This window comes from Microbacterium galbum (genome assembly GCF_032464915.1).
Classification (GTDB): Bacteria; Actinomycetota; Actinomycetes; order Actinomycetales; family Microbacteriaceae; genus Microbacterium; species Microbacterium galbum.
The window spans coordinates 1,797,050-1,822,653 of record NZ_JAWDIS010000001.1 but is presented as its reverse complement, the minus strand read 5'-3'; the positions used below and the strand labels follow the sequence as shown (position 1 = coordinate 1,822,653).

The following is a 25,604-nucleotide window of genomic DNA, read 5'->3' as shown; positions in this document are numbered from 1 at the left end:
GCGGCAGGGGTGTTCGCCGGCCCGTCACCGAAGGCCGGGCCAGCCGCTCGGACGGACCCCGCGAGCCCTCTCAGCGCGACAGCGGGAGGATCTTCTCCCCGGTCCCCGAGCACTCGGGGCGGCGGAGCGCGTATGGCTTCAGACGCGCAGGAATGCCGCGTTGAGCGACTCGGGCGCGAGCGCGTGCTCGACGGCGAGCATGCTCGCGCCGAGCACGGCGGCCTTCTCCGCCGCCATGGACTGCACGATCGACAGATACTCGGTCGCCAGCGGCGTCGACCGCGTGTAGACGACCTCGCGTACTCCGGCGATGAGATGCTCGCCGACGCGCGCCATCGACCCGCCGATCGCGATGACCGAGGGGTTCATGAGGCTCACGCAGGTGGTGAGCACCTCGCCGATGTCGCGTCCGGCCTGACGCACGGCCTGGATCGCGTCGATGTTGCCGCGCTTGACGAGGTCGACGACGTCGGAACCGGTGTGGGCGTCGATGCCCTGCGCCCGGAGGGCGCGGGCGATTGCCGGACCGGATGCCAGAGCCTCGAGGCACCCGCGGTTGCCGCACTGGCAGGGGATGTCCGCGCCCCGGGCGACTTGGACGTGACCGATGTCGCCGGCGATGCCCTGAGCGCCCCGCTGGAGGCGACCGTCGGAGATGATGCCGGTGCCGATACCGGTGGCCACCTTGACGAACATGAAGTGGTCGACGCTGGGCCACGCGACGCTGCGCTCGCCCAGGGCCATGATGTTCACGTCGTTGTCGACGAGGACGGGCACGGGCATGTGCTCGTAGATCCAGCCGGGGATGTCGAAGCGGTCCCAGCCCGGCATGATCGGGGGGTTCACCGGTTGGCCGGTGGAGTGCTCGACGGGACCGGGGACGCCGATTCCCATCGCCGCCACGTCGGAGACCGAGCGGCCCGATTCCGTCAGCAGTGCGGAGGCGGTCTCGACCAGCCAGGTCAGCACGGGCTCGGGGCCCTGCGCGATGTCGATGTCGCCGGTCCGCTCGGAAAGGACCTTGCCGGTGAGGTCGGCGATGGCGACCGTTCCGTGCGAGGCGCCGAGGTCGACGGCCACGACGACCTTGGCCGCCGGATTGATCGCGAACTGCGAGGGCGGGCGACCGCCCGTCGACACGGCATCCGCCACGGGGGTGATGAGACCCATGCGCATCAGCTCGTCCACGCGCATCGCGACCGTGGATCGAGCCAGGCCGGTCGACTTCGCCAGCTCCGCGCGGGTGCGCGGAACGCCGTCTCGCAGCAGCTGGAACAACTGGCTCACGCCGTTGACCGACTGCATCGAATCTGTCGTCATCCTCTTCACGCCCTCAGTACACCACTAGTTGTCTTCTGTTCCATCCACGTGGCGACGGCGGCTACGCGGATCACGCAGCCGCCGTCGGCAGGGGAAGTCGTCAGCCCCGCCCGGGTGGGCGGGAGAAGCGCTGCTGGAGAAGCACCGCGACCACGATGATGACACCTTTCGCCACGGCTTGAACCGAAGACGACAGATTGTTCTGAATGAACACGTTCGTCAGCGTCGCAAAGATGAGCACTCCGAAGACGGTGCCGGCGATCGTGCCGCGGCCGCCGACGAGCAGGGTCCCCCCGACCACGACGGCCGCGATGACATCGAGTTCGAGGAGCTGGCCGTTCGTGGAGCTTCCAGCCGTGGTGCGACCCAGGAACATCACGCCGGCGATACCGGAGGCCAGACCGGCGAGAACGTAGAGCCACATGACATGGCGCTTGACGTTGATGCCCGCCAGCCGCGCCGCCTCGCGGTTGCCGCCGATCGCGACCGTGCGACGACCGAACGTGGTGCGGTTCAGCAGCACCCATCCGAGCACCGCGACGATCAGGAAGATCCAGATGAGCATGTTCACGCCCAGGATGTCGGCGTTCATGAAGGTGATGAAGCTGCGGTCCTCGACCACGAGCGTGCGACGCTCGGCCAGGATCTCCGCGAGACCGCGCGCACCCACGAGCATCGCGAGGGTCGCCATGAACGCCACGACGTTGCCGTACGCGATCACGATGCCGTTGACGAGGCCCGCGGCCGCACCGACGGCGAGGGCGAAGACGACGAACACGATCCAGTGCATGGAATCGGCGAGGTCCTGCACGACGGCGAGGGTGCCGACGACGGAGGCGAGGCCCACGACCGATCCGACCGAGAGGTCGATTCCACCGGCGATGATGACGAGCGTCATGGCGATGGCCACGACCCCCGTGATCGATGCCTGTCGGAGGATCACGAAGATGTTGTCGACCGTGAGGAATGTCCCCGGAGCGGTGATGGCGCCGACGATGAGCATCACCACGAGGGCGACGACGAGGCCGACGTTGCGCCCGGCGGAGCCGGAGAAGAAGGCCTTCACGGGCGACGCCGCGGTGGAGGTGACCGGGGCCGTGCCGGCCTCGGTCGGAACCGTGCGCGCACGGGTCGGGGTGGTCGGCTCGCTCACGCGGCGGATCCTTTCATGACGAGGTCGAGCACACCGTGCTCGTCGATCTGGTGGGAGGGGAGCGTACGGAGGATCTGGCCGTCGGACACGACGAGCACGACGTCCGCCAGGCCCAGCACTTCTTCGATCTCACTGGAGACCACGACGACCGCGTTCCCGGCGGCGGCCAGGTCGCGGATGAGGGTGTAGATCTCCGCGCGGGCGCCGACGTCGACGCCGCGGGTGGGTTCGTCGAGCAACAGCACCTCGGTGCCGTGGATGAGCCATCGGGCGAGGAGGATCTTCTGCTGATTGCCGCCGGAGAGCGTCCGGGCCGCACGGTCGGGGTCGGCGGGCCGCAGTTCGAGAGCCTCGATCTGCTCCTGCGCCACCCGGCGCGCAGAGCGATCGTCGAGGAAGCCGCCTCTGGCGAAGCGTGACATCGACGCCATCGTCGCGTTGACGAAGATCGGCTCGTCCAGCACGAGACCCTGGCTCTTGCGCTCCTCCGGCGAGAGTCCGACGCCGGCGCGGACGGCGGCGAACACCGACCCGCGGGGAAGCGCCACACCTCTGACGCTGACGCTGCCGCCCGACGAGCGACGAGCGCCGTAGACGGTCTCGAGGATCTCCGACCGGCCGGAGCCGACGAGCCCGGCGAGGCCGACCACCTCTCCTGCACGCACGGAGAACGACACATCCGAGAAGACACCGGTGAGGGAGAGGTCCGTCACCTCGAGGACGACCGGGGCGTCGGGCGCGACCGGGACGCGCTCGGGGAAGACGTTGGTGATCTCGCGTCCGGTCATGAGCCGGATCAGCTCCGGCGTGGGGGTCTCGGCGGCCGGCAGACCCACCGCGGTGGTACGACCGTCCTTGAGCACCGTGATGCGGTCGCCAATCTGCCGGATCTCCTCGAGGCGGTGCGTGATGTAGACGACCGCGATGCCTTCGGCGGTGAGTTCCCGGACGACGGCGAACAGGTTCTTGACCTCCTCGCTGTCGAGCACGGCGCTGGGCTCGTCCATGATGATGAGCTTGATGTCGTGCGAGAGCGCGCGCGCCATGCTGACGATCTGCTTGTTGGCGGCGCTGAGCGTGCCGACCTCGGCGTGCGGGGAGAGGCCCGCGTGACCGAGGCGGCGGAGCAGCTCCGTGGTCTGTCGCGCCGCCGCGGACCTCTTCGTGAAGCCGCCACGGGCGAGCTCGTGCCCGAGGAAGATGTTCTCCGCGATGGTCAGCCCGTCCACGACATCGAGCTCCTGGTACATCGTGGCGATGCCGAGGTCGATGGCGGCCTGGGGACCGGCGATCTCCACGGTCTCCCCCTGCCAGCTGATCTCACCCCCGTCGGGGCGGTGGACCCCGGCGAGCGTCTTGATCAGGGTGGATTTGCCCGCCCCGTTCTGGCCGAGCACGCAGTGGACCTCGCCGGCCCGCACCTCGAGGTCGACGCCGCGAAGGGCCTGCACGCCGGCGAAGGACTTGGTCACTCCGCGGACGTCGAGTAATGACGACGCATGGTCAACTTTGATCACGTGGCGAACATAACACGCCGCCCGCTTGGCGCGCGACACTCGATAATGCGGAGATCGCGCAAAACCCCCGCCCCGACACGTGCCCTGCTGGACCGGCTATCGGGCGCTTCGGAGAGGCGTCGCTCACTTTTATCGGTCTGTTATCAAAAGTTGACTACCGCACTGCCACTTCTGCTAGCGTGAGCGGCGTCAGAGCGGACCCTTCCTTCGGGATGACCCGGGGCTGCCATGACCCCAGCTGCATCACATTCAAGGAGGAAGTACATGCGCTCACAGATGAAGACGCGCTCCCGTTTGGTTCTCACGGGGGTCGCCGTCCTCGCGTCGGTCGGCCTGCTCGCCGGCTGCACCGGTTCGAACGACGACGCCCAGAATGTCGTCGATCAGGGCACCAGCGCCGAAGAGAACGCCGCCACCGGCGACACCGTCACCATCGGCTTCTCCGGTCCCGCCGCCGACCACGGGTGGCTCGGCGCCATCAACTCCGGCGCCCTGGCCGCGGCCGAGAGCTTCCCCGACGTCGATCTGCAGGTCGCCGAGGGAACCAACGACGTCAGCGCGCAGATCGCCGCCGTCGAGACCTTCATCAACAACAAGGTCGACGCCATCGTGCTGCTGCCCAGCGACGGCGCGGCCCTCACAGAGGTCGCGATCAAGGCGATGAACGCCGGCATCCCGGTCATCAACGTCGACCGCGAGTTCTCCAGCCCCTTCGCCGCACGCTCGACCGTTCTCGGCGACAACTACGGGATGGGCGTCAGCGCCGGAACCTACGTCTGCGACCAGCTCGAGGGCAACAGCAGCGCTGTCGTCGCCGAGATCGCCGGCATCGACTCCCTCCCGCTCACGCAGGATCGTTCGGCGGGCTTCGCCGACGCGCTGTCGGACTGCGGCCTCGAGGTCGGTCCCCGCGTGGCCGCGGACTTCACCGTCCAGGGCGGGGAGTCGGCGACATCGCAGCTGCTCTCGGCCAACCCGAAGATCGACGCCATCTGGAACCACGACGACGACCAGGGCATCGGCGTGCTCGCCGCCATCACGGCCTCGGGCCGTGACGAGTTCTTCATGGTCGGCGGCGCCGGGAGCCGCAACGCCATGGAGGCGATCGAGGCCGGCGACACTCCCCTGCAGGCGACCGTCATCTACCCGTCGACGCAGGCGGCCGACGGCATCGCGCTCGCGCGCCTGATCGCGCAGGGCAAGACCGCGGGTGACCTCATCACCCCCAGCGTGCCCAACCGCATCGTGCTCGACGCCCCGGTCGTGACGAAGGACAACGTGGCGTCCTTCATCGATCTGTCGTTCGAGTCCTGATCGGTTCGGGGCGTCCACGGTCGCCGTGGGCGCCCCGTCCTCCATCTCCCACAGAAAGACCCTCATCGTGACCCAGCACCTCCGCATCGCCATGATCGGCGCGGGATTCATGGGCGCCGCGCACTCCCAGGGATGGCGCGTCGCACCCCGCTTCTTCGATCTCCCCCTCGCCCCCGAGATGAGCGTCCTCGTCGGACGCGACGCCGCCCGCACCCGGGCCGCGGCCGACACCTGGGGGTGGGCCGAGAGCTCGACCGACTGGCGCGAGGTGCTCGAACGCGACGACATCGACGTCGTCGACATCGTCACCCCCGGCGACTCCCACGCCGAGATCGCCATCGCCGCGCTTGCGGCGGGAAAGCACGTCCTGTGCGAGAAGCCCCTCGCCAACACCGTCGACGAAGCCCGCCGCATGGCCGAGGCCGCGGCATCCGCTCAGCGATACGGCATCCGCTCGATGGTCGGCTTCACCTACCGACGCCTGCCTGCGACCACCTTCGCCCGCGATCTCATCGCCACCGGCCGCCTCGGCGACATCCGTCAGGTGCGCGCCGAGTACCTGCAAGACTGGCTCAGCGACGCCGACGCGCCGCTGACGTGGCGCCTGCAGAAGGATCGCGCCGGCTCCGGGTCGCTCGGCGACATCGGCGCCCATGCCGTCGACATCACCGAGTTCATGACCGGCTTGCGGGTGACGCGGGTGGCGGGTCTGCTCGAGACGATCGTGTCGGAGCGCCCCGTGCTGGGCTCCGCCTCCGGCCTCTCCGGCTCGGCCGGCGCCGGGCGCGGCGCCGTCACGGTCGACGACCTCGCCCTCTTCACGGGTCGGCTGGAGAACGGCGCCCTCGCCTCGTTCGAGGCCTCGCGATTCCGTCTCGGCCGCAAGAACGCCCTGCGCGTCGAGATCTCCGGCTCCCTCGGCTCGCTGTCGTTCGACCTCGAGAGTCCCAACGAGCTGCAGTTCTACGACGCCACGCTGCCCGCGACGGAGCAGGGGTTCCGCCGCATCCTCGTCACCGAACCCGAGCACCCCTACGTCGGCGCCTGGTGGCCCACCGGTCACATGCTCGGCTACGAGCACGGCTTCTCGCACCAGGCGAAGGACTTCGTCGAGGCGGTCGCCGCCGACGAGGATCCGCGCCCGTCCTTCGCGGACGGTCTCCACGTGCAGGAGGTCCTGGATGCCGTGGCCCGCAGCTCCGACGCGGACGGGGTCTGGACGGGCGTCGAACCCTCCCTCGCACCGTCGACCCTTTCCGACCGCGCGTACGCGGCATCCTGAAACATTCCCCGTTCCCTTCCGATGAGAGGTTCCCCGCGATGACGCGACCGATCACCCTGTTCACGGGCCAATGGGCCGACCTGCCGTTCGAGGAGGTGGCCCGACTCGCCGGCGAGTGGGGCTACGACGGCCTCGAGATCGCCTGCTGGGGCGATCACCTCGACCCCTGGCGCTGGGACGACGAGCAGTACGTCCAGGGCAAGCTCGACGTGCTTCAGCGCCACGGCCTGAAGGTGTGGACGATCTCCAACCACCTCAAGGGCCAGGTCGTCTGCGACGACCCCATCGACCAGCGCCATCGCGACATCGTGTCCGACCGGGTGTGGGGCGACGGCGACCCCGAGGGCGTCCGCCGGCGCGCCGCCGAGGAGCTGAAGAACACCGCCCGCCTGGCTTCCGCGCTGGGGGTGAAGACGGTCACCGGCTTCACCGGGTCGAGCATCTGGAAGTACGTCGCGATGTTCCCGCCCGCCACCGAGGAGATGGTGGATGCCGGGTACCAGGACTTCGCGGACCGGTGGAACCCGATCCTCGACGTCTTCGACGAGGTCGGCGTGCGCTTCGCCCACGAGGTGCATCCCTCGGAGATCGCCTACGACTACTGGACGACGAAGCGGGCGCTCGAGGCCATCGGGCACCGCGAGGCGTTCGGGCTGAACTGGGACCCCTCGCACATGGTGTGGCAGGACATTGATCCGGTCGCGTTCCTGTGGGACTTCCAGGACAAGATCTTCCACGTGCACTGCAAGGACACGAAGAAGCGTCTGTCGAACGGCCGCAACGGCCGCCTGTCGTCGCACCTGCCGTGGGCGGACCCCCGTCGCGGCTGGGACTTCATCTCCACCGGCCACGGCGACGTCCCGTGGGAGGACGCCTTCCGCATGCTGAACGCGATCGGCTACGACGGTCCACTGTCGGTCGAGTGGGAGGACGCCGGCATGGACCGCCTGGTCGGAGCGCCCGAGGCGCTCGGCTTCGTGCGGAAGCTGTCGTCGTACGAACCGTCGGGGGCGGCGTTCGACGCGGCGTTCAGCCGGCGCTGATCGGGGCGAGCAGCCGGAAGCGAAGAGGAGGGCCGGGCGCGTGAGGCGTCCGGCCCTCCGTGCGTCCGCGGCCGCCGCGGAGGAGGGATGCCATCGGGTGGGGTCGTCTCCGCTGCGAACAGCCCGCCCCGCGGCATGCCTGTTCTGGACGCGTGCCCCGCGTCAGACGCGCAGGCCGCGGAGCACCAGATCACGGACACCCGCGGCGGGCAGCGACTCGACATCGGGAAGCAGCGCGGGATCGCTGCTGATGATCATCGGGGCGTCCGCGCGCGAGGAGGGCAGGCGCCCGTGGGTCCCGCGCACGCACGTGGGATCGAGTGGTACGGTGCTCATCGCATAGCGCAAGCCGAGCTTCTTCTTCACGAGGTTCGCTCCCGCCTTGGCCTTCGCGAGGCGGTCGGCGGGGTCGAAGAACAGCTCGGCGGGGTCGTAGCCGGGCTTGCGATGGATATCGACGCCCCGGGCGTACTCGGGCGCGCGAGCGTCGTCGAGCCAGAAATAGTAGGTGAACCACGCCCCCGGCTCGGCCACCACGACGAGCTCGCCGGCGCGCTCGTGATCGAGGCCGTAGCGGGCCTGCGCCTCACGGTCCAGCACGTCGTCGACCCCGTCGAGCCCCTGTAGCAGTGAGCGGACGCACGGAAGGTCGCCGGCATCCGGAACGTAGACGTGCGCGACCTGGTGGTCGGCGACGGCGAACGCACGTGAGGTCCAGGGGTCCAGTTGCTCCCGCCCGTCCTGCACATACACCTCGAGCAAACCCTCACGGCGCAGCGCACGGTTGATGTCGACCGGTCGCGAGGCCTCCTCGATGCCGTACTCCGACACGGCCAGCACCGAGTAGCCGCGGTCGACGGCGTCGGTCAGCAGCGGCGCGATGGCGTCGTCCAGCTCCCGCGCGGCGCGGTCGGCCTCCGGCGCGTTCGGGCCGAAGCGTTGGAGGTCGTAGTCGAGGTGCGGGAGGTAGGCCATGGCGAGATCGGGGGACGGCCCCCAGCGCCCGGTGACGAGGCCGCGCGTCGCCTCGGCCAGCCACGCGCTGCTGCGGATCGTGGCGGTGGGCCCCCAGTACTGGAACAGCGGGAACTCCCCCAGCGCCCCCACGAGCTGGTCGTGCAGGACCGCGGGGCGGACGTACGCGTCGGGGCTCTTCCGCCCGTCGGCGTGGTAGATCGGCCGTGGGGTGACGGTGACGTCGGTCGTCGCCCCCATCGCGAACCACCAACCGAGGTTGGCGACGGTGAGCCCGGGTCGCGCGCGGCGCGCGGTGTCCCACACTTTCTCACCCGCGACCAGCTTGTTGTGCTGGCGCCAGAGCAGGGGGTCGCCGAGACCGCGGAAGTACCAGCCGTTGCCGACGATTCCGTGTTCGCGCGGCGCCAGCCCGGTGAGCATGGTCGACTGAACGCTGCATGTGACCGCCGGGAGGATGGTGTCGAGCCCCATCTGCCCGCCGACGCGTCCGATCGCGCTCAAGCGGGGCATCGAGGCGAGTGCGCGCGGAGTGAGGCCCACGATGTCGAGGAGGAGGACTTTGCTCATGCGCGGGTTCCATCCGCGGCTGTGGCGGCCGCGGCCCCGGCGAGTGCGCGCGGGAGGTTCTCGAGCGCCCAACGCAGTTCGGCGGCGATGCCCTCCACGAGGGTGCCGGGTCGCATCTGGTCGGGGAGCACCGACCACGTGTACGTCTCGACGTCGAGGTGCGCCCGGTCGCCGTCGGGGGTGGACAGCACCGCCTCGACGGCAGCTTCCAGGACCTCAGTGGTCGCGCGCAGGGGCGGCGCGGGACGGGCGTGCAGGGGGATGTGGACGTGCACCCGCCACGCGCGATCCCTCGGCCACGCCTCGGCGGCGTCGAGGACCTCGGGCAGGTCGTCGGCTGCGCGGGTGCCCCCGGCCTCGCGCACCTGATGCACGTAGCGTTCCTCGGCGAAGGGACGGAGAGCGGCTTCCGTGCGGGGATCCGAGGGGTCGGGCACCTCGAGGGCCACGGAGGCCTGCACCTTGACCACCCTGATGCCGGCCGCCACCGCGGCGGCGACGGCCTCGGCGGGAGGGGCGAACGAAACGGCCAGGTGGCACGTGTCGAGGCACAGGCCGATCCGGCCGTCGGCGATGAGGCGCGGACGCGCGCTCAGCCAGGCGACGATGTCGGCGACGTCGTCGAGGATGCAGCCGGGCTCGGGCTCGATGGCCACGCGCACCGTGCGCCCCGTCTCGCGCTCGAGCGCGGCGAGTCCGTCGACGAGTCGGACGAGCGAGGCCTCGGCGGCGTCGTCGTCGGCGGAGCCCCACCCATCCCGCCATCCCAGCGGGAGCGTGGAGATACTGCCGTCCGCGCCGTCGGGCAGGAGCGCGGCGAGCACGTGTGCGCAGTCGAGCGTGTAGTCCAGGCGTTCTCTCGTGGTCCAGTCGGGGCGGTAGACCGCGAGCTTGACGACGTCGTCGTGGAACCCGCGGTAGGGGAAGGCGTTGATCGTGCGCAGCTCGAGGCCGTTGCGCTCGAGTGCGGCGGCGAGCGTCGCCCGGGCCTCGCCGTCGCGCGCGAGGAGCGACGCCGTGCCGACGGGTAGCCACAATCCCACGCCGAGACGGTCGAGACCCGCCTCTCGCCGCACCGGGCCGGCATTCTCGTCGAGCTGGCGGACGATGCCGGGCAGGTCTTCCGCCGGGTGGACATTGGTGCAGTACGAGAGATGCATCACGCCCCCTGACGCGTGGCCGTGCCGCGCAGAACCGAGTTGCCCTCGAACACGTCGGGGCCCTGGTTCGCCGGGGCGAACCCCTCGATCGGGTCGGTGTTCACCCGACCGCTCTGCGCGTAGAAGTCGCGCGGGTTACGCCACAGGATGCGGTCGACGTCGTCGTCGCTGAAGCCGGCGTCGAGCATCGCGAGGCCCGTCTTGGCCGTCTTGAGCGGGTCGGATCGGCCCCAGTCGGCCGCGGAGTTGACGATCACGCGGTCGAGGCCGATGCGCTGCATGATCGCGACCACACGCCGCTCGTCCATCTTCGTGTCGGGGTAGATCGAGAAGCCCATCCACGCCCCGCTGTCGGCGACGGCATCGACGCAGGTCTCGTTGAGGTGATCGACGAGGACGCGCTCGATCGGGATGCCGGACTCGGCGACGACGTCGAGGGTACGCTGCGTGCCCACCGCCTTGTCACGGTGTGGGGTGTGCACGAGGACCGGCAGGTCGAACTCCATGCCGAGGGCGAGATGTCCGCGCAGGATCTCGTCCTCCTCGGGGGTCATCGAGTCGTATCCGGTCTCGCCGACGGCGACCACGCCGTCTTTGGCGAGGTAGGTCGGCAGCTCGGCCATGACCTCGCGGCACCGTGGATCGTTCGCTTCTTTGGGGTTCAGCGCGATCGTGCAGTGGTGGCGGATACCGAACTGCGCGGCGCGGAATCTCTCCCAGCCGATCAGGGCGTCGAAGTAGTCGAGGAAGGACCCCACGCTGGTTCGGGGCTGACCGAGCCAGAACGCCGGTTCGACGAGGGCGCGGACGCCCGCGTCGTACATCGCCTCGTAATCGTCGGTGGTGCGGGCGGACATGTGGATGTGGGGGTCGAAGATGCGCATGTCAGGCCCTTTCGGCGAGGAGGTGATCGGTGGAGCGTGAGAGGAGAGCGAGGTCGGCCGGCACGGAGCGGCCCGCCGCCCGGCGTTCCTCGGCGAAGCGCGCACCCATGGCGGCGAGCTCGTCGTCGGCGCGTTCGGCGAGGCCGGCGACGACGACGAGCGGGATGCCGAGGAACACGCACTTGAGCACGCCGTGGCGCCACGCGTGGTCGTCGAGGTGCGCGGCGGCGAACCGGCCCAGGGCGGCGGCGACGAGACGGGTGTCGTTGGCGCGGAGGGCGTCGACGACGAGTTCGAGGCCCGCTTCGCGCCAGCCCGGGGACGGCGCGGCGAGCGCGTCGAGACCGCGCAGCACTCCGCGGCGCTCCGCATCGTCACCCCGGCGGTACAGAGCGCGGACCACATCGGGGTCGGCTCCGGAGTCGGCGAGTGCCGCGACGATCGCGGCCCGCGACACGTCGTCGGCGGTGGGGGCGAACGGCTCCGGTGACAGCGGCTCTCGCCCCACCTCGCGTCCGGCCGAGGCGAACAGGCGTGCCGCGCGGGCGGCATCCGTCTGCACCGCCTCGACGGCGCGGGTGGTCCAGGGGTGGGGCACGGGCGTCGGAAGAGCGGAGGGTCGCCCCGGAGCGACGGCTCCTCCCGCGTTCGGACCTGCGGCGACCGTGGGACGCGGTGTCTCGGACGCCGCGAGCAGCGCCGCCATGCTCGCACGGGCGAGCTCGGGGGCCGCGTGGGCGTGACGAGGCAGTTCGACGGCCACCACACCGCGGTAACCGATCTCGCGGAGGACGGCGAGGGCCGCGGGCAGGTCGAGCTCGCCGTCGCCGAAAGGGAGGTGCTCGTGGGCACTGGGGAGCATGTCGTCGGCCTGGACGTTGCACAGCAGCGATCCTGCGGCGCGGAGGGCGCCGACGACGCCGTCGGGTTCGACGACGACGCAGTGACCGAGGTCGACGGTCACGCCGAGGGCCGCGGGATGACCGAGGCGAGCGCGCACGGCCAGGGCATCGGCGACGGTCTCGACGAGCATCCCGGGTTCGGGCTCCAGCGCGAGGGTCACCCCCGCTGCCGCGGCATCCGCGGTCAAAGCGAGGAGGCGCTCGTCGAGCAGGACGCGCGCCGCCTCGGTCGAGACGTCGCCGGGCACCACGCCGCTCCACAGCGACACGCAGTCGGCGTCGAGGATCGCCGCGATCTCGATCGCCCGACGGAGGAAGTCCATGCGCGGCCCCGCCTCGCGGTCGACGAGGGTCGGACGGTGCTTGCGGAACGCGTCGAGCAGATAGCGCGTCCCGGTCTCGACGACGACGCGCAGCCCCCGGCGGCGCAGATCGACCGCGAGGGCCTCGGTCTGCTCACGCCAGTCGGCGGCGAAGGGGTCGAGATGGGGATGCCCGAGCGTGAGGGCGACGGCACGATAGCCGTGGTGCTGGAGCACATCGAGCGCCGAGGGAAGCGGGTGGTCGGTGAAACCGTTCGTGCCGTAGCCCCAGGTCCAGTCCACGCTCATGTGATGTCTTCTCCGGATCGGCGGCGTCCGAGGAGGCGGCCCGCCCCCTCGACGCCGAGAAGCGCTGCCGTGGCGAGGGGCGCACTCGCGCGAGCCGCGAGGGCCGACTGCAGGGGCACGACGGAACGGATGCCGGCCCTGGTCGCATCACGGGCCTCGGCCGCGCCGGGTCGGCGGGCGACGGCGATCTGCCCGGGGAGCACCGCGGCGAGGTAGCGGGTCGCCCCCAGCAGCGCGGCGGGGCGATTCGAGCGACCGACGAGAGTGGACACCGCGACGGCGACGCTGGCCCCGACCGCGGCGACGCCGGTGCCACGCGTGGAACCCGAGACCTCGCCCCGCGAGACGGCGGTGACCGCCACCGTGTGCACGGCCACCGCTCCCGCGGGAAGCAGCGCCGCACGCCAGCCGGGCCCCGCGGCGCCCAGGACCACGTCGAGTCCGCGGCACACGGCCATGGCCACCGGCCCCGCGGCCGTGGGCTTGAGCACCACGTCGTAGGCCCAGAGCGTGGCCGCGAGGGCGAGCGACACCATGCCCGACGCGCGGCCCGCCGCGAACGCTGCCCCCACCCCGGTCACCGTCAGCCCCGCCCCGACGGCGAGCGCGCGCCGACGACTGAGACGCCCCGAGGGGATGGGGCGCTCCGGCCGCTCGAGCGCATCGAGGTCGGCATCCGCCCAGTCGTTCACGGCCATGCCCGCGCTGTACAGGCAGACCGACGAGGCCGCGAGCGCCGCCCCGCGCGCCGCTCCGCCGGCGCCCGGACCGCGCGCGGCGAGCGCCCCGATGAGCGCGTCGCCCAGCACGGTGAGCGACGCGGGGGCGCGGACCAGGTCGAGGTAGTCCGCGACGCGCGTCACGGCGCGGCGACCCGGGCCGCCGCGACGGCGGCGGCGGTCTCGTGCACCCAGGCGACGAACTGCGCGGTCTGGTCACCGAAACCATGCACGTCGCTGCCCCACGGGTCTTTGAAGAAGCAGCCCAGGGCGGGCACGACCCCCGCGTGGCCGGCGCGGGTGGCGAGCGAGAGCGAACGGACCAGGTCGATCACGAGCGGGGCGGCGAGGGCGGAGTCGTATGCGCTCCAGGTCGTCTGCAAGGTCACGCGACTGCCGAGGAAGCCGGTGGCGTTGACGTGGTCCCACGCGGTCTTGACGTCGCCGAGGTCGGGGACGTTGTCGATGTGCAGAGGGGCCACGACGTCGTCGCCGACGAGGGCGTGCAGTCCGCGGTTCTTCGACACGAGCTTGGAACGCACCGCCTCGGGGTCGGCCAGAGTGGCCCCGTCACCTCCGCCGAGGAGGTTGGTACCGGCCCAGGACTGCACACGGAACCCGCGCGCCGCGAACATCGGAGCGAGCACCGTGCGCAGCAGCGTCTCGCCGGTCTTCCCGTCCTGACCCGCGTAGGCGATGCCGGCGCGGTCGGCGCGCTCGCGCAGCACGGCGAGCGTGAGCGACGCGGAGGGGGTGAAGGCGGCATAGGCGGCGCCGGCCGCGATCGCGGCCAGGGCCGCGCGCGAGCTCGGCGGCAGAACCCGCACGCCGGGCGTGGTGAGGGCGGTCTGCAGCAGGTCGTCGTCGTCGAAGCAGGGGTGGTACGGCGGCAGCGGCTCGGTCGACGAGACGTCGATGACGACGACTTCGCGCAGGTCGTGCCGGTCGCGGAAGTCGATGATGTCGGCCGCGAGCAGATCGATCTCCTCCTGCTGCGTAGTGGTGAGGGTCGGCACGGGGCGCAGGTTCTCCTCCGTCTCGCGCAGGCGGCCACGCGTCGCTTCGACGAGGGCGGCGGGGAACATTCCGCCCGCGGCGAGTTGGGCCGCCCGCTCATCGAGCGGGGTCGTCGAGATGTCGTGGCCGCCGACGACGATCCCGCCGATCGCGGGGAACTCCTCGACCCGCACGGCGTCGGTCTCGGTGGTGAGCCCCACCGGCGCCGCCGCACCGAGGGCGAGAGCGTGGATGCCGAGGGTCGCGGTGGTGGCGAGGGAGCCGCGCGCGCCGATGAACCAGGCGCCGACCTCCGGGGCGTGGGGGGTATCCGAAGTGTTCACTCGTGTGGTCCGTTCTTCGTTGAGGGACGTGATGGCCGGGCGCGCACGACGGCACGGCCCCGGGGTGAGGGGCCGTTCGAGCGGGGCGCTCCGAGGGGGATGGAGGGCGACCCGGGGTGGTGAGGGGGTACTCGTCGTCGAGGTGTCCTGGCTCTTCCGACAGTATCCGGGCTTTTGCGGAATGGCAACCAAAAGATGCTTCGTGCGTATGCAGAAACCGCTCAGCGAACAGCAGGTGCGCCGCGTCGCCCGGAACGCCCGTCGTCCGAGCCGGTGAGCGCTCAGCCGCGGCGGGCGAGCTCCCTCAGCACCGCCGTGTCGACGGCACGCGACGACTCGACCCCCGCCGAACGGCCCTCGCCGTTCATCCGTCGTCCGTGAGGGGGCGCGGTTCAGCCCCGCGCCGGCAGCCGCCGGTCGAGCCACGCGAGGAGGTCGGCGCGGACGGCATCCTGCTCCCGCTCCGCGAAGATCTCGTGCCGCGCGCCCGGATAGACCAGCGTCGTGACGTCGGTGAGACCCGACCGGTCGCGGTAGGCGTCCGCCAGCCGGTGGACGCTGCGCGGACCGCCCACGGTGTCGTCGCGACCGACCATGAGCAGTATCGGCACGTCGTGGCCGAGATCGCGCCGCGGCCGACCGAAGAGCTTGGCCGCCTCGAGGGGTCCGAAGAGCTTCATCAGCGGCTCCGAGGTCGTCAGGGGGTCGGCGACGAAGTCGCGGCCCACCTGCTCGTCGCTCGAGAGCCACTCCATCCCCGACCCGCGCACGTGCTTCCACGGGGCGTTGAGGTCGCCGGCGTTCAGCGCCCCCGGCCAGCGGAGGGCGGACCCGCTCAGCACGACGGCGTCGTAGGCGTCCGGATGCCGGTCCAGCAGCATCTGCGCGAGGAACGACCCCCACGAGTGGCCGAGGAGGACCAGCGGCAGGTCGGGATGCGCCTCGCGGATGAGCTGCGTGAGGGTCCACACCGCGTCGCGCGCGGCACCGAGACCGCCGGGGCCGAGCCGTCCGAGCCGCCGGTGGTCGCCGCCCCACTGGCGGAGCCCGGTGCGCCCGTGTCCTCGATGGTCGTCGGCGTAGACCGTGTAGCCGTCGGCGACGAGGGCGTCGATGAGAGCGCCGTAGCGACCCGCGTGTTCACCGACGCCGTGCAGCAGCTGCACCACGGCCCGCGGCTCGGCGGCCTCGTGGACGTCATAGACGATCGGGATGCCGTAGGCGTCGACGAACTCGGGCATGCGCCGAGTTTAGGGGCGACGCGTGCCCGCTGTGCGGCCGGAACGCGCGGCCGCGCGGCCGCGAAGCGCGGCATCCATTCCGTTAGCAAGACTAATGAGCTACCCTCGAAGGCAGGAACATGAATGATCGCGTCGACGAATCCCCCCTTCCCGACCTGAGTCATGACTTCAGCGCCGCGGCCTCCGAGCTGCGCATGGCCACGTTCCGTCTGGCCCGCCGCCTCCGGGCGCAGCGGGCCGTCGACACCATGAGCGACGGGCAGTTCGCCGTCCTCGCCGCCCTCACGGTGCACGGTGCGCACACGCTCGGCCAGCTGGCCGATCGTGAGCGCGTCACCGCCCCGTCGATGAACCGGACGGTGTCGTTGCTCGAGGAGGCGGGCTACATCAGCCGCATCCCCGACGAGGTCGATCGTCGCCGCGTGACGATCGACCTCACCGACTTCGGGCGCACGATCGTCGACGAGACCGTCCGACGCCGTGACGCCTTCGTGGAGGAGGCCCTCGCCGAGCTCTCCCCCGAGGAACGCGACACGTTGGCCCGCGCCGCGGTGATCATGAGGAAGGTGGCCGACAGATGAGCTCGTCGATGTTCCGGTCGCTGTCGATCTTCAACTACCGCGTCTGGTTCATCGGCGCCCTCGTCTCCAACGTCGGGGCCTGGATGCAGGCGACGGCTCAGAACTGGGTCGTGCTCACCCAGCTGACCGACAACGACGCGGCCGCCATGGGCGTGACCATGGCGCTGCAGTTCGCGCCACCGCTCCTGCTCGTGAGCGTGACGGGGTGGGTGGCCGATCGCTTCGACCGCCGCAAGCTCATCATGTGCACGCAGTCGGCGCTGCTGCTGCTGGCCGTGACCCTCGGCATCCTGTTGCTGACCGGGGTGATGACCCTGCCCATGATGTTCGGCTTCGCCCTCGCGCTCGGCGTCGTGACCGCGTTCGACAACCCCGCCCGGCAGGCGTTCGTGTCCGACGTCGTCGCCCAGGAGAACGCCTCGAACGCCGTCGCCCTGAACGCGGCGTCGTTCAACACCGCACGCCTGATCGGTCCGGCGGTCGCGGGCGTCATGATCGTCGCGATCGGCACCGGGTGGGTGTTCCTCGTCAACGCGTTCACGTTCCTGGCCATGATCACCGCTCTGCTGATCATGCGACCCCACGAGCTCGTGGTGCACCACCGCCGGGGCGGGCCCGCGCGGCTCGCCGACGGCTTCCGCTACGTCGCCCACCGGGCCGACCTCGTCGTGATCTTCATCATGGTGTTCCTGCTCGGCGCGTTCGGCATGAACTTCCCGATCTTCGCCTCCACGATGGCCCTCGCCTTCGGGCGCGGCGCCGACGGCTTCGGCCTGCTGAGCTCGTTCGTCGCGATCGGCTCCCTGACCGGCGCCCTCCTGGCAGCGCGCCGTGAACGCGCCCGTATGCGCGTGGTGATCCTGGGCGCGGGCGGGTTCGCCGTGGCATCCGCCCTCTCGGTCTTCGCCCCCTCGTACGAGACGTACGCGGCGACCCTCGTGCTGACCGGCTTCTGCGTGGTGACCACCCTGACGACGGCCAACGGCTACGTGCAGACGACGACCGACCCCGCCCTGCGCGGGCGGGTGCTCGCGCTGTACATGGCGATCCTCCTCGGCGGCACCCCCGTCGGCGCCCCCATCGTCGGCGCCGTCGCCGCCGAGTTCGGCCCGCGTGCCGCCATCGCGCTCGCGGCCGGCGTCGCCCTCGTCGCGTGCGGCATCGGTGTCACGTGGACCCTCGCCTCGGGGCGCGTGCACCGGCACGACACGAAGCGCTTCCGCCTCACCGTCGACGAGACACGGCCCATCGCCGTCGTGAACCCCGAGCCCGAGGACTTCAGCGACGAGATCGCCGGGACCACGCCCATCCCGCTCCCGCCGGGCGAACGATCGGCCCTCCGCCCTCGCCACGGCGCCTGATCCGCCGAGCCGCGCGCTCCCCTGCCCCCGCTCGCCGAAGGGATCCTGTCCGCCCCGGTCGGCTGCACCCGACGGCGCGGACAGGGACAGGGGATCCACCGACCCGTGAGGGACACGCGCCGGCGAGGCTCGAACGGATCGACGCAAGCCCTTTCCCTCGATAATCTAGCTAGATAATCTAGCTACATGAACGGACACCCGGACGGGCGCCGCTGGGCGGGCCTCGTCTTCATCAGCATCGCCGTCTCGCTGATCATCGTCGACTCGACGATCGTCAACGTCGCCGTGCCCTCGATCGTGGAGGAACTGAAGATCTCCTCGACCGAGGTGCAGTGGGTCCAAGAGGCCTACACCCTCGTCTTCGCCTCGCTGCTGCTGGTCTTCGGCAGCCTCGCCGACCGGTTCGGTCGACGACGGCTCATGCTCCTGGGCGTCGTCGTCTTCGCCGTCGCGTCGATCGCCGCCGCCCTCGCGCCGACCGGCGGTCTGCTCATCCTCGCCCGCCTCATCCAGGGCGTGGGCGGGTCGATGATCCTCCCGACGACGCTGTCGATCATCAACGCCACCTTCCGCGGGCGCGAGCGCGGCATCGCCTTCGCCGTGTGGGGTTCCACGATCGGCGGCATGGCGGCCGTCGGCCCGCTGCTGGGCGGCTGGCTCACCACCGCGTTCTCGTGGCGGTGGGCGTTCGGCATCAACATCCCGCTCGGACTGCTCATCGTCATCGGCGTGCTGTTCACCGTCGCCGAGTCGCGCAGCGATCGCGTCGAGCGCATCGACGGTGTGGGTGCGCTGCTGTCTGTGCTGACGATGGCCCCGCTCGTCTTCGGGCTCATCGAGGGGCGCACCTACGGATGGTGGACGCTCGATTCCGCACCGACGATCGGCGACTGGACCTGGCCGCTCGCCCTGTCACCGGTTCCCCTGGCCTTCGGACTGGCCCTCGTCGCCCTCGCGGCGTTCATCGCGTGGGGCCTGCGGCGACAGCGCCGCGGAGAGCCGACCCTGCTGGCCTTCGGGCTGTTCCGCATCGCCTCGTTCCGCAACGGCAACATCGCCGCAGCCGTCGTGTCGCTCGGCGAGTTCGGCATCATCCTCGCCCTCCCGCTCTGGCTGCAGTTCGTCGTGGGCTTCGACGCGCTGCAGACGGGCCTGCTGCTGCTCTCCCTCGCGATCGGCTCGTTCGTCGCGAGCGGCATCGCCGGGGCGTTGAGCGGGCGCGTCGCCCCGGTCTGGATCGTGCGCGGGGGCCTGCTGGCGGAGATCATCAGCGTCGCCGGGGTGGCGTTCACGATCGGCCCGGATGCCACCTGGGGCCCGCTCATCCCCTTCCTCTTCGTGTACGGGGTCGGTGTCGGCCTCGCCACCGCGCAGTTGACCGGTGTCGTGCTCGCGGAGGTGCCCCCGTCGGCCAGCGGGCAGGCGTCGGGCACCCAATCGACCTCGAGGCAGCTCGGGGCGGCCCTCGGCGTCGCCGTGCTCGGGACCGTGCTCTTCTCGACCACGGCGGGGGTGCTGGCATCCACCCTCGACGATCGCGGCATCCCCGCCGCCCAACGCGACCAGGTCGTGTCGCAGGTGGTCGACAGCGCCGGCGCGGCAATCGCGGGCCTGGCCGCGTCGCCCGAGACGCAGGACCTCGCGATCAATGCCCGCGCCGCGTTCAGCGACGGCACCCGCGCGGCCGCCTTCACGGCGGCGGGCTTCCTCGTGCTCGGGCTCGCCTCGACGGCGACGCTCGGGGCGGGCGCGCGGCGTCGCGAGGGCGCGGAGGAGAGGATCGACGAGAGGGCGTGAGCGCGTGGCGAGCTCGCCCGGCGACCGCGGATCAGGCGTCGACGCCGGCGATCTCACGGAGGACGGCGAGGTGACTCCGCCACGCCGTGCGACCCTCCGCGGTCATGGTCAGGGAGGTGCGCGGCATCTTGCCCGCGAACGACTTCCCGACCGAGAGGTATCCCCCCGCCTCGAGCGCCGACACCTGCTTGCTCAGCGCGGAATCGGTGATCTCCACGGCATCGCGCACTTCCTTGAAGCTCAGGGTCGTCGCGCGGTCCAGGGCGGCCATGATCGAGAAGCGCACGGAGTTCTGGAGCAGGTCGTCGAGACGGTGCCGTGGATGCCGGGCAGCCGTGGTCATGAGCGAGCCTCGCGCGCCGCGCAGACGAGGGAGACGAGCAGGACGACTCCGGATGCCACGCCCGCGAGCAGCACGGACCCGTGCGCCCAGATGACGACGGCCAGGGCGATCGCGTAGGAGGCGAACCACGCGGCGATGTACGCGGTCCACCGACGACTGCGGGCGAACGCGGCACGCCCCTGGATGCTGATGACGAAGAAGAGCAGCAGTGCGAACGTCACGGCCAGGGTGCCGACGTAGGCGAGACCGAACGCATCGCCCGTCGCGAGGGCCATGGCGAAGGTCCCCATGGACGTCGCCACGCCCAGCGCCACGATGAAGGTGATGTAGGGCCAGCGAGTCGCGTCGTGAGCGGACCTGCTGAGGCGCTCCGCGCGGGCGAGGAGGGTTCGGGCTTCGGAAGCGGTGACCGCGGGGTGGGCGTCCATGAGAGTCCTTTCGACTCCTTCAGTCTTGCAAGTACTTTCCTTTAAGGCAAGTACTTTCTCCCGATTCGTCGGCGATGCGGGGGAGGAGGCGAATTCCGCCCCCGCATCGCTCTCGGCTCCGACGTCGCGCGGTCGGTCAGACGCGCGCGTCGACCGCCTGGTCGCCGACCGGGACCAGGCGCGTGAGCTGCGTCACGTGGCGCGGCTCGAGCTCCTCGAGCGACGAGACTCCGAGCAACGTCATGGTGCGCTCGATCTCGCTCCGCAGGATCGCGATGGTGCGGTCGACGCCCTGACGTCCACCGGCCATCAGTCCGTAGAGGTACGCGCGCCCGATGAGGGTGAACTTGGCCCCCAGGGCGATGGATGCCACGATGTCGGCGCCGTTCATGATGCCCGTGTCGACCATGACCGTGGCATCCTTCCCGACCTCGCGCACGACCTGCGGCAGCAGGTGGAACGGGATCGGCGCGCGGTCGAGCTGACGCCCGCCGTGGTTGGAGAGCACGATGCCGTCGACACCGAGGTCGACCAGGCGCGCGGCATCCTGAACGTTCTGCACGCCCTTGACGACGATCTTGCCCGGCCACATGCCACGGATGACGTCGAGGTCGTCGTAGCTGATCGTCGGGTCCATGGCGGCGTTCAGCAACTCGCCGACGGTGCCACCGGTGGTGCTGAGCGAGGCGAATTCGAGCTTGGGCGTCGTGAGGAAGTCGATCCACCACCACGGGCGCGGGATGGCGTTGACGATCGTGCCGACGGTGAGCTGCGGCGGGATCGAGAAGCCGTTGCGCTTGTCACGCAGGCGGGCGCCGGCGATGGGGGTGTCGACGGTGAACTGCAGGGTGTCGAAGCCGGCCTTGGCGGCGCGCTCGACGAGGCCGTACGAGATGTCGCGCTGCTTCATGACGTACAGCTGGAACCAGTTGCGCCCGACGGGGTTGGCCGCCTTGACGCCCTCGATCGAGGTGGTGCCGAGCGTCGACAGGGTGAACGGGATGCCGGCGGCCGCCGCAGCCGACGCCCCCGCCGTCTCACCCTCGGTCTGCATCAGGCGCGTGAAGCCGGTGGGCGCGATGCCGAAGGGCAGCGCCGAGGGGCCGCCGAGGATTTCGCACGAGGTGTCGACGTCCGCCGCGGGACGCAGGATGTCGGGGTGGAACTCGACGTCCTCGAACGCGCGGCGCGCCCGGTCGAGCGAGAGCTCGCCTTCGGCGGCGCCGTCGGTGTAATCGAAGGCCGCCTTCGGGGTGCGACGCTTCGCGATCGTGCGGAGGTCGGCGATCGTCAGCGCCGCGTCGAGGCGGCGCTTGCGCGCGTCGAGCTCGGGCTTCTTGAACTGCATGAGCTCGAGGAGCTCGCCGACTTTGGGGAGCTGTCGCTGCACCATGGAGATCTCTCTTTCGTGTGGTCTGACCACATAGTACGCCCCACCCTCGCGGGCGGGAAGGGGGCTCAGGGGCGGGGAGCGAACCGCCGCGGAGGGAAGGCGTCGGCGACGCGCTGACGCAGGTCGTCGAGCGAGGCGTCGCCGCCGAAGCAGCCCAGGGCGCGCGCCTGCACGAGCACGTTGCCCAGTGCGGTCGCCTCGACGGGACCGGCCAGAACCGGAAGGCCGCTGCGGTCGGCCGTCGCCTGGCAGAGAAGCGCGTTGAGCGCACCCCCGCCGACGAGGTGGATGACGTCGACCTCGCGTCCGGCCAGATCGCCCGCGGTGCGCACGGCGCGGGCGAAGGCGTCGGCGATGCTCTCGACGATGACCCGCGCGAACGCCGCGCGTGCCTCGGCGCGGGGCTCCGGCATCCCGAGCAGGGCCGCGATGCGCGCCGGCATGTCACCCGGGGCGGCGAGCGAGGGGTCGTCGGCGTCGAACAAGCGCGCGGGCGTCGAGACGGTCGCCGCCTCGGCGAGCAGGTCCGGCAGGTCGACCGGGACGCCGTCGTGCTCCGACCAGGCCCGCACCGTCTCGCTCAGGAGCCACAGCCCCGTGACGTTGTGGAGGAACCGCACGCGAGAGTCGACCCCGCCCTCGTTCGTGAAGTTCGCCGCGCGGGCGGCATCCGTCACGATCGGCGCGGAGAGCTCCAGACCGACGAGCCCCCAGGTGCCGCACGAGATGTAGGCGGCGTGCGGCGTCGACAGCGGCACGGCGACGATCGCCGAAGCCGTGTCGTGCGATCCGACGGCGACCACGGGCAGGCCCGGCGCTCCCGAGCCGGCGACCCCGATGGTCTCACCCGGGTCCACGAGCGGAGGTAGAACGGACGACGGGATGCCGAGCGCCTCGGCGAGCGCGAGATCCCACTCCCCCGTGCGCACGTCGAGCAGTCCGGTCGTCGAGGCGTTCGTGCGCTCCGCGACGCGTCGGCCGGTGAGCCGCGCGGCGAGGAGATCGGGGATGAGCAGGCTCGCCTCGGCGTCGACGACGCGGGGGTCGGCGGCGTACTGGTAGAGCGTGTTGAACGGCAGGAACTGCAGACCGTTGCGTCGATAGAGCTCCTCGAACGGAACGACCGCGTGCACGGCATCCACCCCGCGTGCGGTGCGCTCGTCGCGGTAGTGGAAGGGCTCCGCGAGCAATCCGTCCGGGCCGAGCAGGCCGTAGTCCACCGCCCAGGAGTCGATGCCGACGCTCTCGATCGACGGCTCTCGGCGCCGCGCTTCGGCGAGCCCCTCGCGCACGTGACCCCACAGGGCCTCGACGTCCCAGTGCCAGCCGTCGGCGCGCTGCACCGGACCGTTCGGGAAGCGCGCGACCTGCTCGAGCTCGAGCACGCCGTCGCCGACCCGGCCGATCATCACGCGACCGCTCGTCGCGCCGAGATCGACGGCCGCGACGGCGCAGATGCCGCCGCGCGCCGGGGAGCCCGCGGTCTCCCCGCTCATCGCAGGAAGGCCGCGGCGACGCCCGAGTCGACGGGCACGTGCAGGCCGGTCGTGCGCGAGAGCTCGGGTCCGGTGAGCACGAACACCGCGTCGGCGACGTTCTCGGGGACGACCTCGCGCTTGAGGATCGTGCGGTTGGCGTAGAACTGACCGAGGTCCTTCTCGTCGACGCCGTAGGTGGCGGCGCGGTTGGCGCCCCAGCCGGCGGCGAAGATGCCCGAGCCGCGCACGACGCCGTCGGGGTTGATGCCGTTCACGCGCACGCCGTGCTCGCCGAGTTCGACCGCGAGGAGTCGCACCTGGTGCGCCTGGTCGGCCTTCGTCGCGGAGTAGGCGATGTTATTCGGGCCGGCGAAGACGCTGTTCTTCGACGAGATGTAGATGACGTCTCCGCCCATCTTCTGCTCGATGAGGGCCTTGGCCGCCGCCTTCGACACGAGGAACGACCCCTTGGCCATGACGTCGTGCTGCAGGTCCCAGTCCTTCTCGGTGGTCTCCAGCAGCGGCTTCGACAGCGAGAGCCCCGCGTTGTTCACGACGAGGTCGATACCACCGAAGGCGAGGACCGTGGCGTCGATCGCGGCCTGCACGCCCTCGGCATCCGCCACGTTCGCGGCGACCCCGATGGCGACGTCGGTCGAGCCGAGCTCCGCGGCCACGGCCCGGGCCTTCTCGAGGTCGAGGTCGGCGACGACGACGCACGCGCCCTCGGCGGCGAGGCGGGTCGCGATGGCCTTGCCGATTCCGGATGCCGCTCCCGTGACGAAGGCGATGCGCCCCTGGTGCGTCTTCGGCTTCGGCATGCGCTGGAGCTTGGCCTCTTCCAGCGCCCAGTACTCGATGCGGAACTTCTCGGCATCCGAGATCGGAGCGTAGGTCGACAGCGCTTCCGCGCCGCGCATGACGTTGATCGCGTTGACGTAGAACTCGCCCGCCACGCGCGCGGTCTGCTTGTTCGCGCCGTACGAGAACATGCCCACGCCCGGCACGAGCACGATGAGCGGGTCCGCACCGCGGATCGCGGGGCTGTCGGCATCCGCGTGCGCGTCGTAGTACGCCTGGTAGTCCTCGCGGTACGCGACGTGCAGCTCCTCCAGGCGCGCGATCGAATCCTCGACCGAGGCGTCGGCCGGCAGATCGAGGATCAGCGGCTTGACCTTGGTGCGCAGGAAGTGATCCGGGCAGCTCGTGCCGAGCGCGGCGAGGGCGGGAGCCTTCTCGGATGCCAGGAAGTCGAGCACGACGTCGGAGTCGGTGACGTGACCGACCATCGGCTTGTCGGTCGAGGCGAGACCGCGGATGGTGGGGGCCAGGGCCGCGGCCTTCGCGCGGCGCTCGGCCTCGGGCAGGGCGGCGAAGCCCGCGCGCACCCCGCCGAACGGCTCGGCCGCACCGTGCTCGTCGATGTAGGCCTGCGCGGTGTCGATGATCCACAGGCTGTTGCGCTCGGCCTCCTCGGAGGTGTCGCCCCACGCCGTGATGCCGTGACCGCCCAGGACCGTGCCGATCGCCTGCGGGTTCTTCTCCTTGATCGCGGCGATGTCGAGACCCAGCTGGAAGCCCGGGCGACGCCACGGCACCCACACGACCTTGTCGCCGAAGATGGTCGTCGTCAGTCCTTCGCCGTCGGCCGCGGTCGCGATCGCGATGCCCGCGTCGGGGTGCAGGTGGTCGACGTGGGCGGCATCCACGAGTCCATGCATCGCGGTGTCGATCGAGGGGGCGGCGCCCCCCTTGCCGTGCAGGCAGTAGTCGAAGGCCGCGACCATCTCGTCTTCGCGCTCGATGCCGGGGTAGACGTCGACGAGCGCGCGCATGCGGTCGAGCCGCAGCACCGCGAGGCCCTTCTCGGTGAGCGTGCCGAGGTCTCCCCCGGAACCCTTGACCCACAGCAGCTCGACCGGCTCCCCGGTGACGGGGTCGATGTCGGTGCCCTTGGCGGAGGTGTTTCCGCCGGCGTAGTTGGTGACCTTCGGGTCGGAGCCGAGGCGGTTGCTGCGCGCGACGAGGTCGGCGGCGGTGGAGCTGGTCATGACGTTCCTCACGGGTGAGAGCGACGGGAAGGAGAACCGGGGCGGCGGTGATTCAGGGCCCACCGCCCCGGTGGTCGAAGGACCGTCGGCGGGCCGACGGTGGGAGGAGGGTCGAGACGGTGGTGAGGCCGCCTCGAGGCC

The 25,604-nt window shown here is 71.0% G+C and carries 21 protein-coding genes; 6 read left to right on the top strand and 15 right to left on the bottom strand.

Annotated elements, in window-relative coordinates; all coding sequences use genetic code 11:
• Positions 1-138 precede the first annotated feature (138 nt).
• The 3 genes from RWH45_RS08550 to RWH45_RS08540 all read right to left on the bottom strand — a co-directional run bounded on the left by RWH45_RS08550 (position 139) and on the right by RWH45_RS08540 (position 3,945).
• Positions 139-1,320 (bottom strand): ROK family transcriptional regulator, encoded by a 1,182-nt coding sequence (locus RWH45_RS08550; protein ID WP_315994449.1) that lies wholly within the window; start codon positions 1,318-1,320, stop codon positions 139-141.
• 100 nt (positions 1,321-1,420) lie between these two features.
• Positions 1,421-2,473, bottom strand: coding sequence for an ABC transporter permease (locus RWH45_RS08545; protein WP_315994448.1), 1,053 nt, complete (start codon positions 2,471-2,473; stop codon positions 1,421-1,423).
• Positions 2,470-3,945, bottom strand: coding sequence for a sugar ABC transporter ATP-binding protein (locus RWH45_RS08540; protein ID WP_315994606.1), 1,476 nt, complete (start codon positions 3,943-3,945; stop codon positions 2,470-2,472). Before RWH45_RS08540 ends, RWH45_RS08545 begins: the two co-directional genes overlap by 4 nt.
• A 309-nt stretch (positions 3,946-4,254) precedes the next feature.
• On the opposite strand from RWH45_RS08540, the gene RWH45_RS08535 reads away from it, so the two are divergent.
• The 3 genes from RWH45_RS08535 to RWH45_RS08525 all read left to right on the top strand — a co-directional run bounded on the left by RWH45_RS08535 (position 4,255) and on the right by RWH45_RS08525 (position 7,629).
• On the top strand, positions 4,255-5,304 hold the full coding sequence (locus RWH45_RS08535; protein WP_315994447.1) for a substrate-binding domain-containing protein: 1,050 nt from the start codon (positions 4,255-4,257) through the stop codon (positions 5,302-5,304).
• A gap of 91 nt (positions 5,305-5,395) precedes the next feature.
• Entirely contained in the window at positions 5,396-6,586 is a 1,191-nt protein-coding gene (locus tag RWH45_RS08530; protein ID WP_315994605.1) for a Gfo/Idh/MocA family protein, read from the top strand.
• Between the two features lie 38 nt (positions 6,587-6,624).
• The gene (locus RWH45_RS08525; RefSeq protein WP_315994446.1) at positions 6,625-7,629 is read left to right on the top strand and encodes a sugar phosphate isomerase/epimerase family protein; all 1,005 of its coding nucleotides are present in this window, start codon (positions 6,625-6,627) and stop codon (positions 7,627-7,629) included.
• A gap of 162 nt (positions 7,630-7,791) precedes the next feature.
• Here RWH45_RS08525 and RWH45_RS08520 read toward each other — a convergent pair whose 3' ends face one another.
• The 7 genes from RWH45_RS08520 to RWH45_RS08490 form a co-directional block, all read right to left on the bottom strand.
• Entirely contained in the window at positions 7,792-9,174 is a 1,383-nt protein-coding gene (locus tag RWH45_RS08520) for an alkaline phosphatase family protein (protein ID WP_315994445.1), read from the bottom strand.
• Positions 9,171-10,334: a metabolite traffic protein EboE gene (eboE, locus tag RWH45_RS08515; RefSeq protein ID WP_315994444.1), complete on the bottom strand. Its 1,164-nt coding sequence runs from the start codon at positions 10,332-10,334 to the stop codon at positions 9,171-9,173. Before eboE ends, RWH45_RS08520 begins: the two co-directional genes overlap by 4 nt.
• The gene (locus RWH45_RS08510) at positions 10,334-11,218 is read right to left on the bottom strand and encodes a TatD family hydrolase (RefSeq protein ID WP_315994443.1); all 885 of its coding nucleotides are present in this window, start codon (positions 11,216-11,218) and stop codon (positions 10,334-10,336) included. The genes eboE and RWH45_RS08510 overlap by 1 nt, the downstream gene beginning before the upstream one ends.
• Position 11,219: 1 nt before the next feature.
• Complete coding sequence (locus RWH45_RS08505) at positions 11,220-12,731, bottom strand: EboA domain-containing protein (protein ID WP_315994442.1); 1,512 nt, start codon at positions 12,729-12,731, stop codon at positions 11,220-11,222.
• Entirely contained in the window at positions 12,728-13,594 is an 867-nt protein-coding gene (locus tag RWH45_RS08500; protein WP_315994441.1) for an SCO3242 family prenyltransferase, read from the bottom strand. The genes RWH45_RS08505 and RWH45_RS08500 overlap by 4 nt, the downstream gene beginning before the upstream one ends.
• Complete coding sequence (locus RWH45_RS08495) at positions 13,591-14,790, bottom strand: inositol-3-phosphate synthase (RefSeq protein WP_315994440.1); 1,200 nt, start codon at positions 14,788-14,790, stop codon at positions 13,591-13,593. The genes RWH45_RS08500 and RWH45_RS08495 overlap by 4 nt, the downstream gene beginning before the upstream one ends.
• Before the next feature lie 392 nt (positions 14,791-15,182).
• On the bottom strand, positions 15,183-16,031 hold the full coding sequence (locus RWH45_RS08490; RefSeq protein ID WP_315994439.1) for an alpha/beta fold hydrolase: 849 nt from the start codon (positions 16,029-16,031) through the stop codon (positions 15,183-15,185).
• 119 nt (positions 16,032-16,150) lie between these two features.
• Here RWH45_RS08490 and RWH45_RS08485 point away from each other — a divergent pair, with 119 nt between their 5' ends.
• From RWH45_RS08485 to RWH45_RS08475, 3 genes are all read left to right on the top strand, one after another.
• Positions 16,151-16,612, top strand: a complete 462-nt coding sequence (locus tag RWH45_RS08485; RefSeq protein ID WP_315994438.1) for a MarR family winged helix-turn-helix transcriptional regulator — start codon at positions 16,151-16,153, stop codon at positions 16,610-16,612.
• Positions 16,609-17,973, top strand: coding sequence for an MFS transporter (locus RWH45_RS08480; protein ID WP_315994437.1), 1,365 nt, complete (start codon positions 16,609-16,611; stop codon positions 17,971-17,973). The genes RWH45_RS08485 and RWH45_RS08480 overlap by 4 nt, the downstream gene beginning before the upstream one ends.
• A 186-nt stretch (positions 17,974-18,159) precedes the next feature.
• Positions 18,160-19,770 carry a DHA2 family efflux MFS transporter permease subunit gene (locus tag RWH45_RS08475; protein WP_315994436.1) on the top strand — a complete coding sequence of 537 codons (1,611 nt, stop codon included), beginning with the start codon at positions 18,160-18,162 and terminating at the stop codon, positions 19,768-19,770.
• A gap of 31 nt (positions 19,771-19,801) precedes the next feature.
• On the opposite strand, the gene RWH45_RS08470 is transcribed toward RWH45_RS08475, so the two are convergent.
• The 5 genes from RWH45_RS08470 to RWH45_RS08450 form a co-directional block, all read right to left on the bottom strand.
• Positions 19,802-20,113, bottom strand: a complete 312-nt coding sequence (locus RWH45_RS08470; protein ID WP_315994435.1) for a winged helix-turn-helix domain-containing protein — start codon at positions 20,111-20,113, stop codon at positions 19,802-19,804.
• On the bottom strand, positions 20,110-20,541 hold the full coding sequence (locus RWH45_RS08465; protein ID WP_315994434.1) for a chemotaxis protein CheY: 432 nt from the start codon (positions 20,539-20,541) through the stop codon (positions 20,110-20,112). Before RWH45_RS08465 ends, RWH45_RS08470 begins: the two co-directional genes overlap by 4 nt.
• Before the next feature lie 136 nt (positions 20,542-20,677).
• Positions 20,678-21,934 carry an alpha-hydroxy acid oxidase gene (locus RWH45_RS08460; RefSeq protein WP_315994433.1) on the bottom strand — a complete coding sequence of 419 codons (1,257 nt, stop codon included), beginning with the start codon at positions 21,932-21,934 and terminating at the stop codon, positions 20,678-20,680.
• A 65-nt stretch (positions 21,935-21,999) separates the two neighbouring features.
• Complete coding sequence (locus tag RWH45_RS08455; protein WP_315994432.1) at positions 22,000-23,430, bottom strand: rhamnulokinase; 1,431 nt, start codon at positions 23,428-23,430, stop codon at positions 22,000-22,002.
• Positions 23,427-25,463: a bifunctional aldolase/short-chain dehydrogenase gene (locus tag RWH45_RS08450; protein WP_315994431.1), complete on the bottom strand. Its 2,037-nt coding sequence runs from the start codon at positions 25,461-25,463 to the stop codon at positions 23,427-23,429. The genes RWH45_RS08455 and RWH45_RS08450 overlap by 4 nt, the downstream gene beginning before the upstream one ends.
• Positions 25,464-25,604 lie beyond the last annotated feature (141 nt).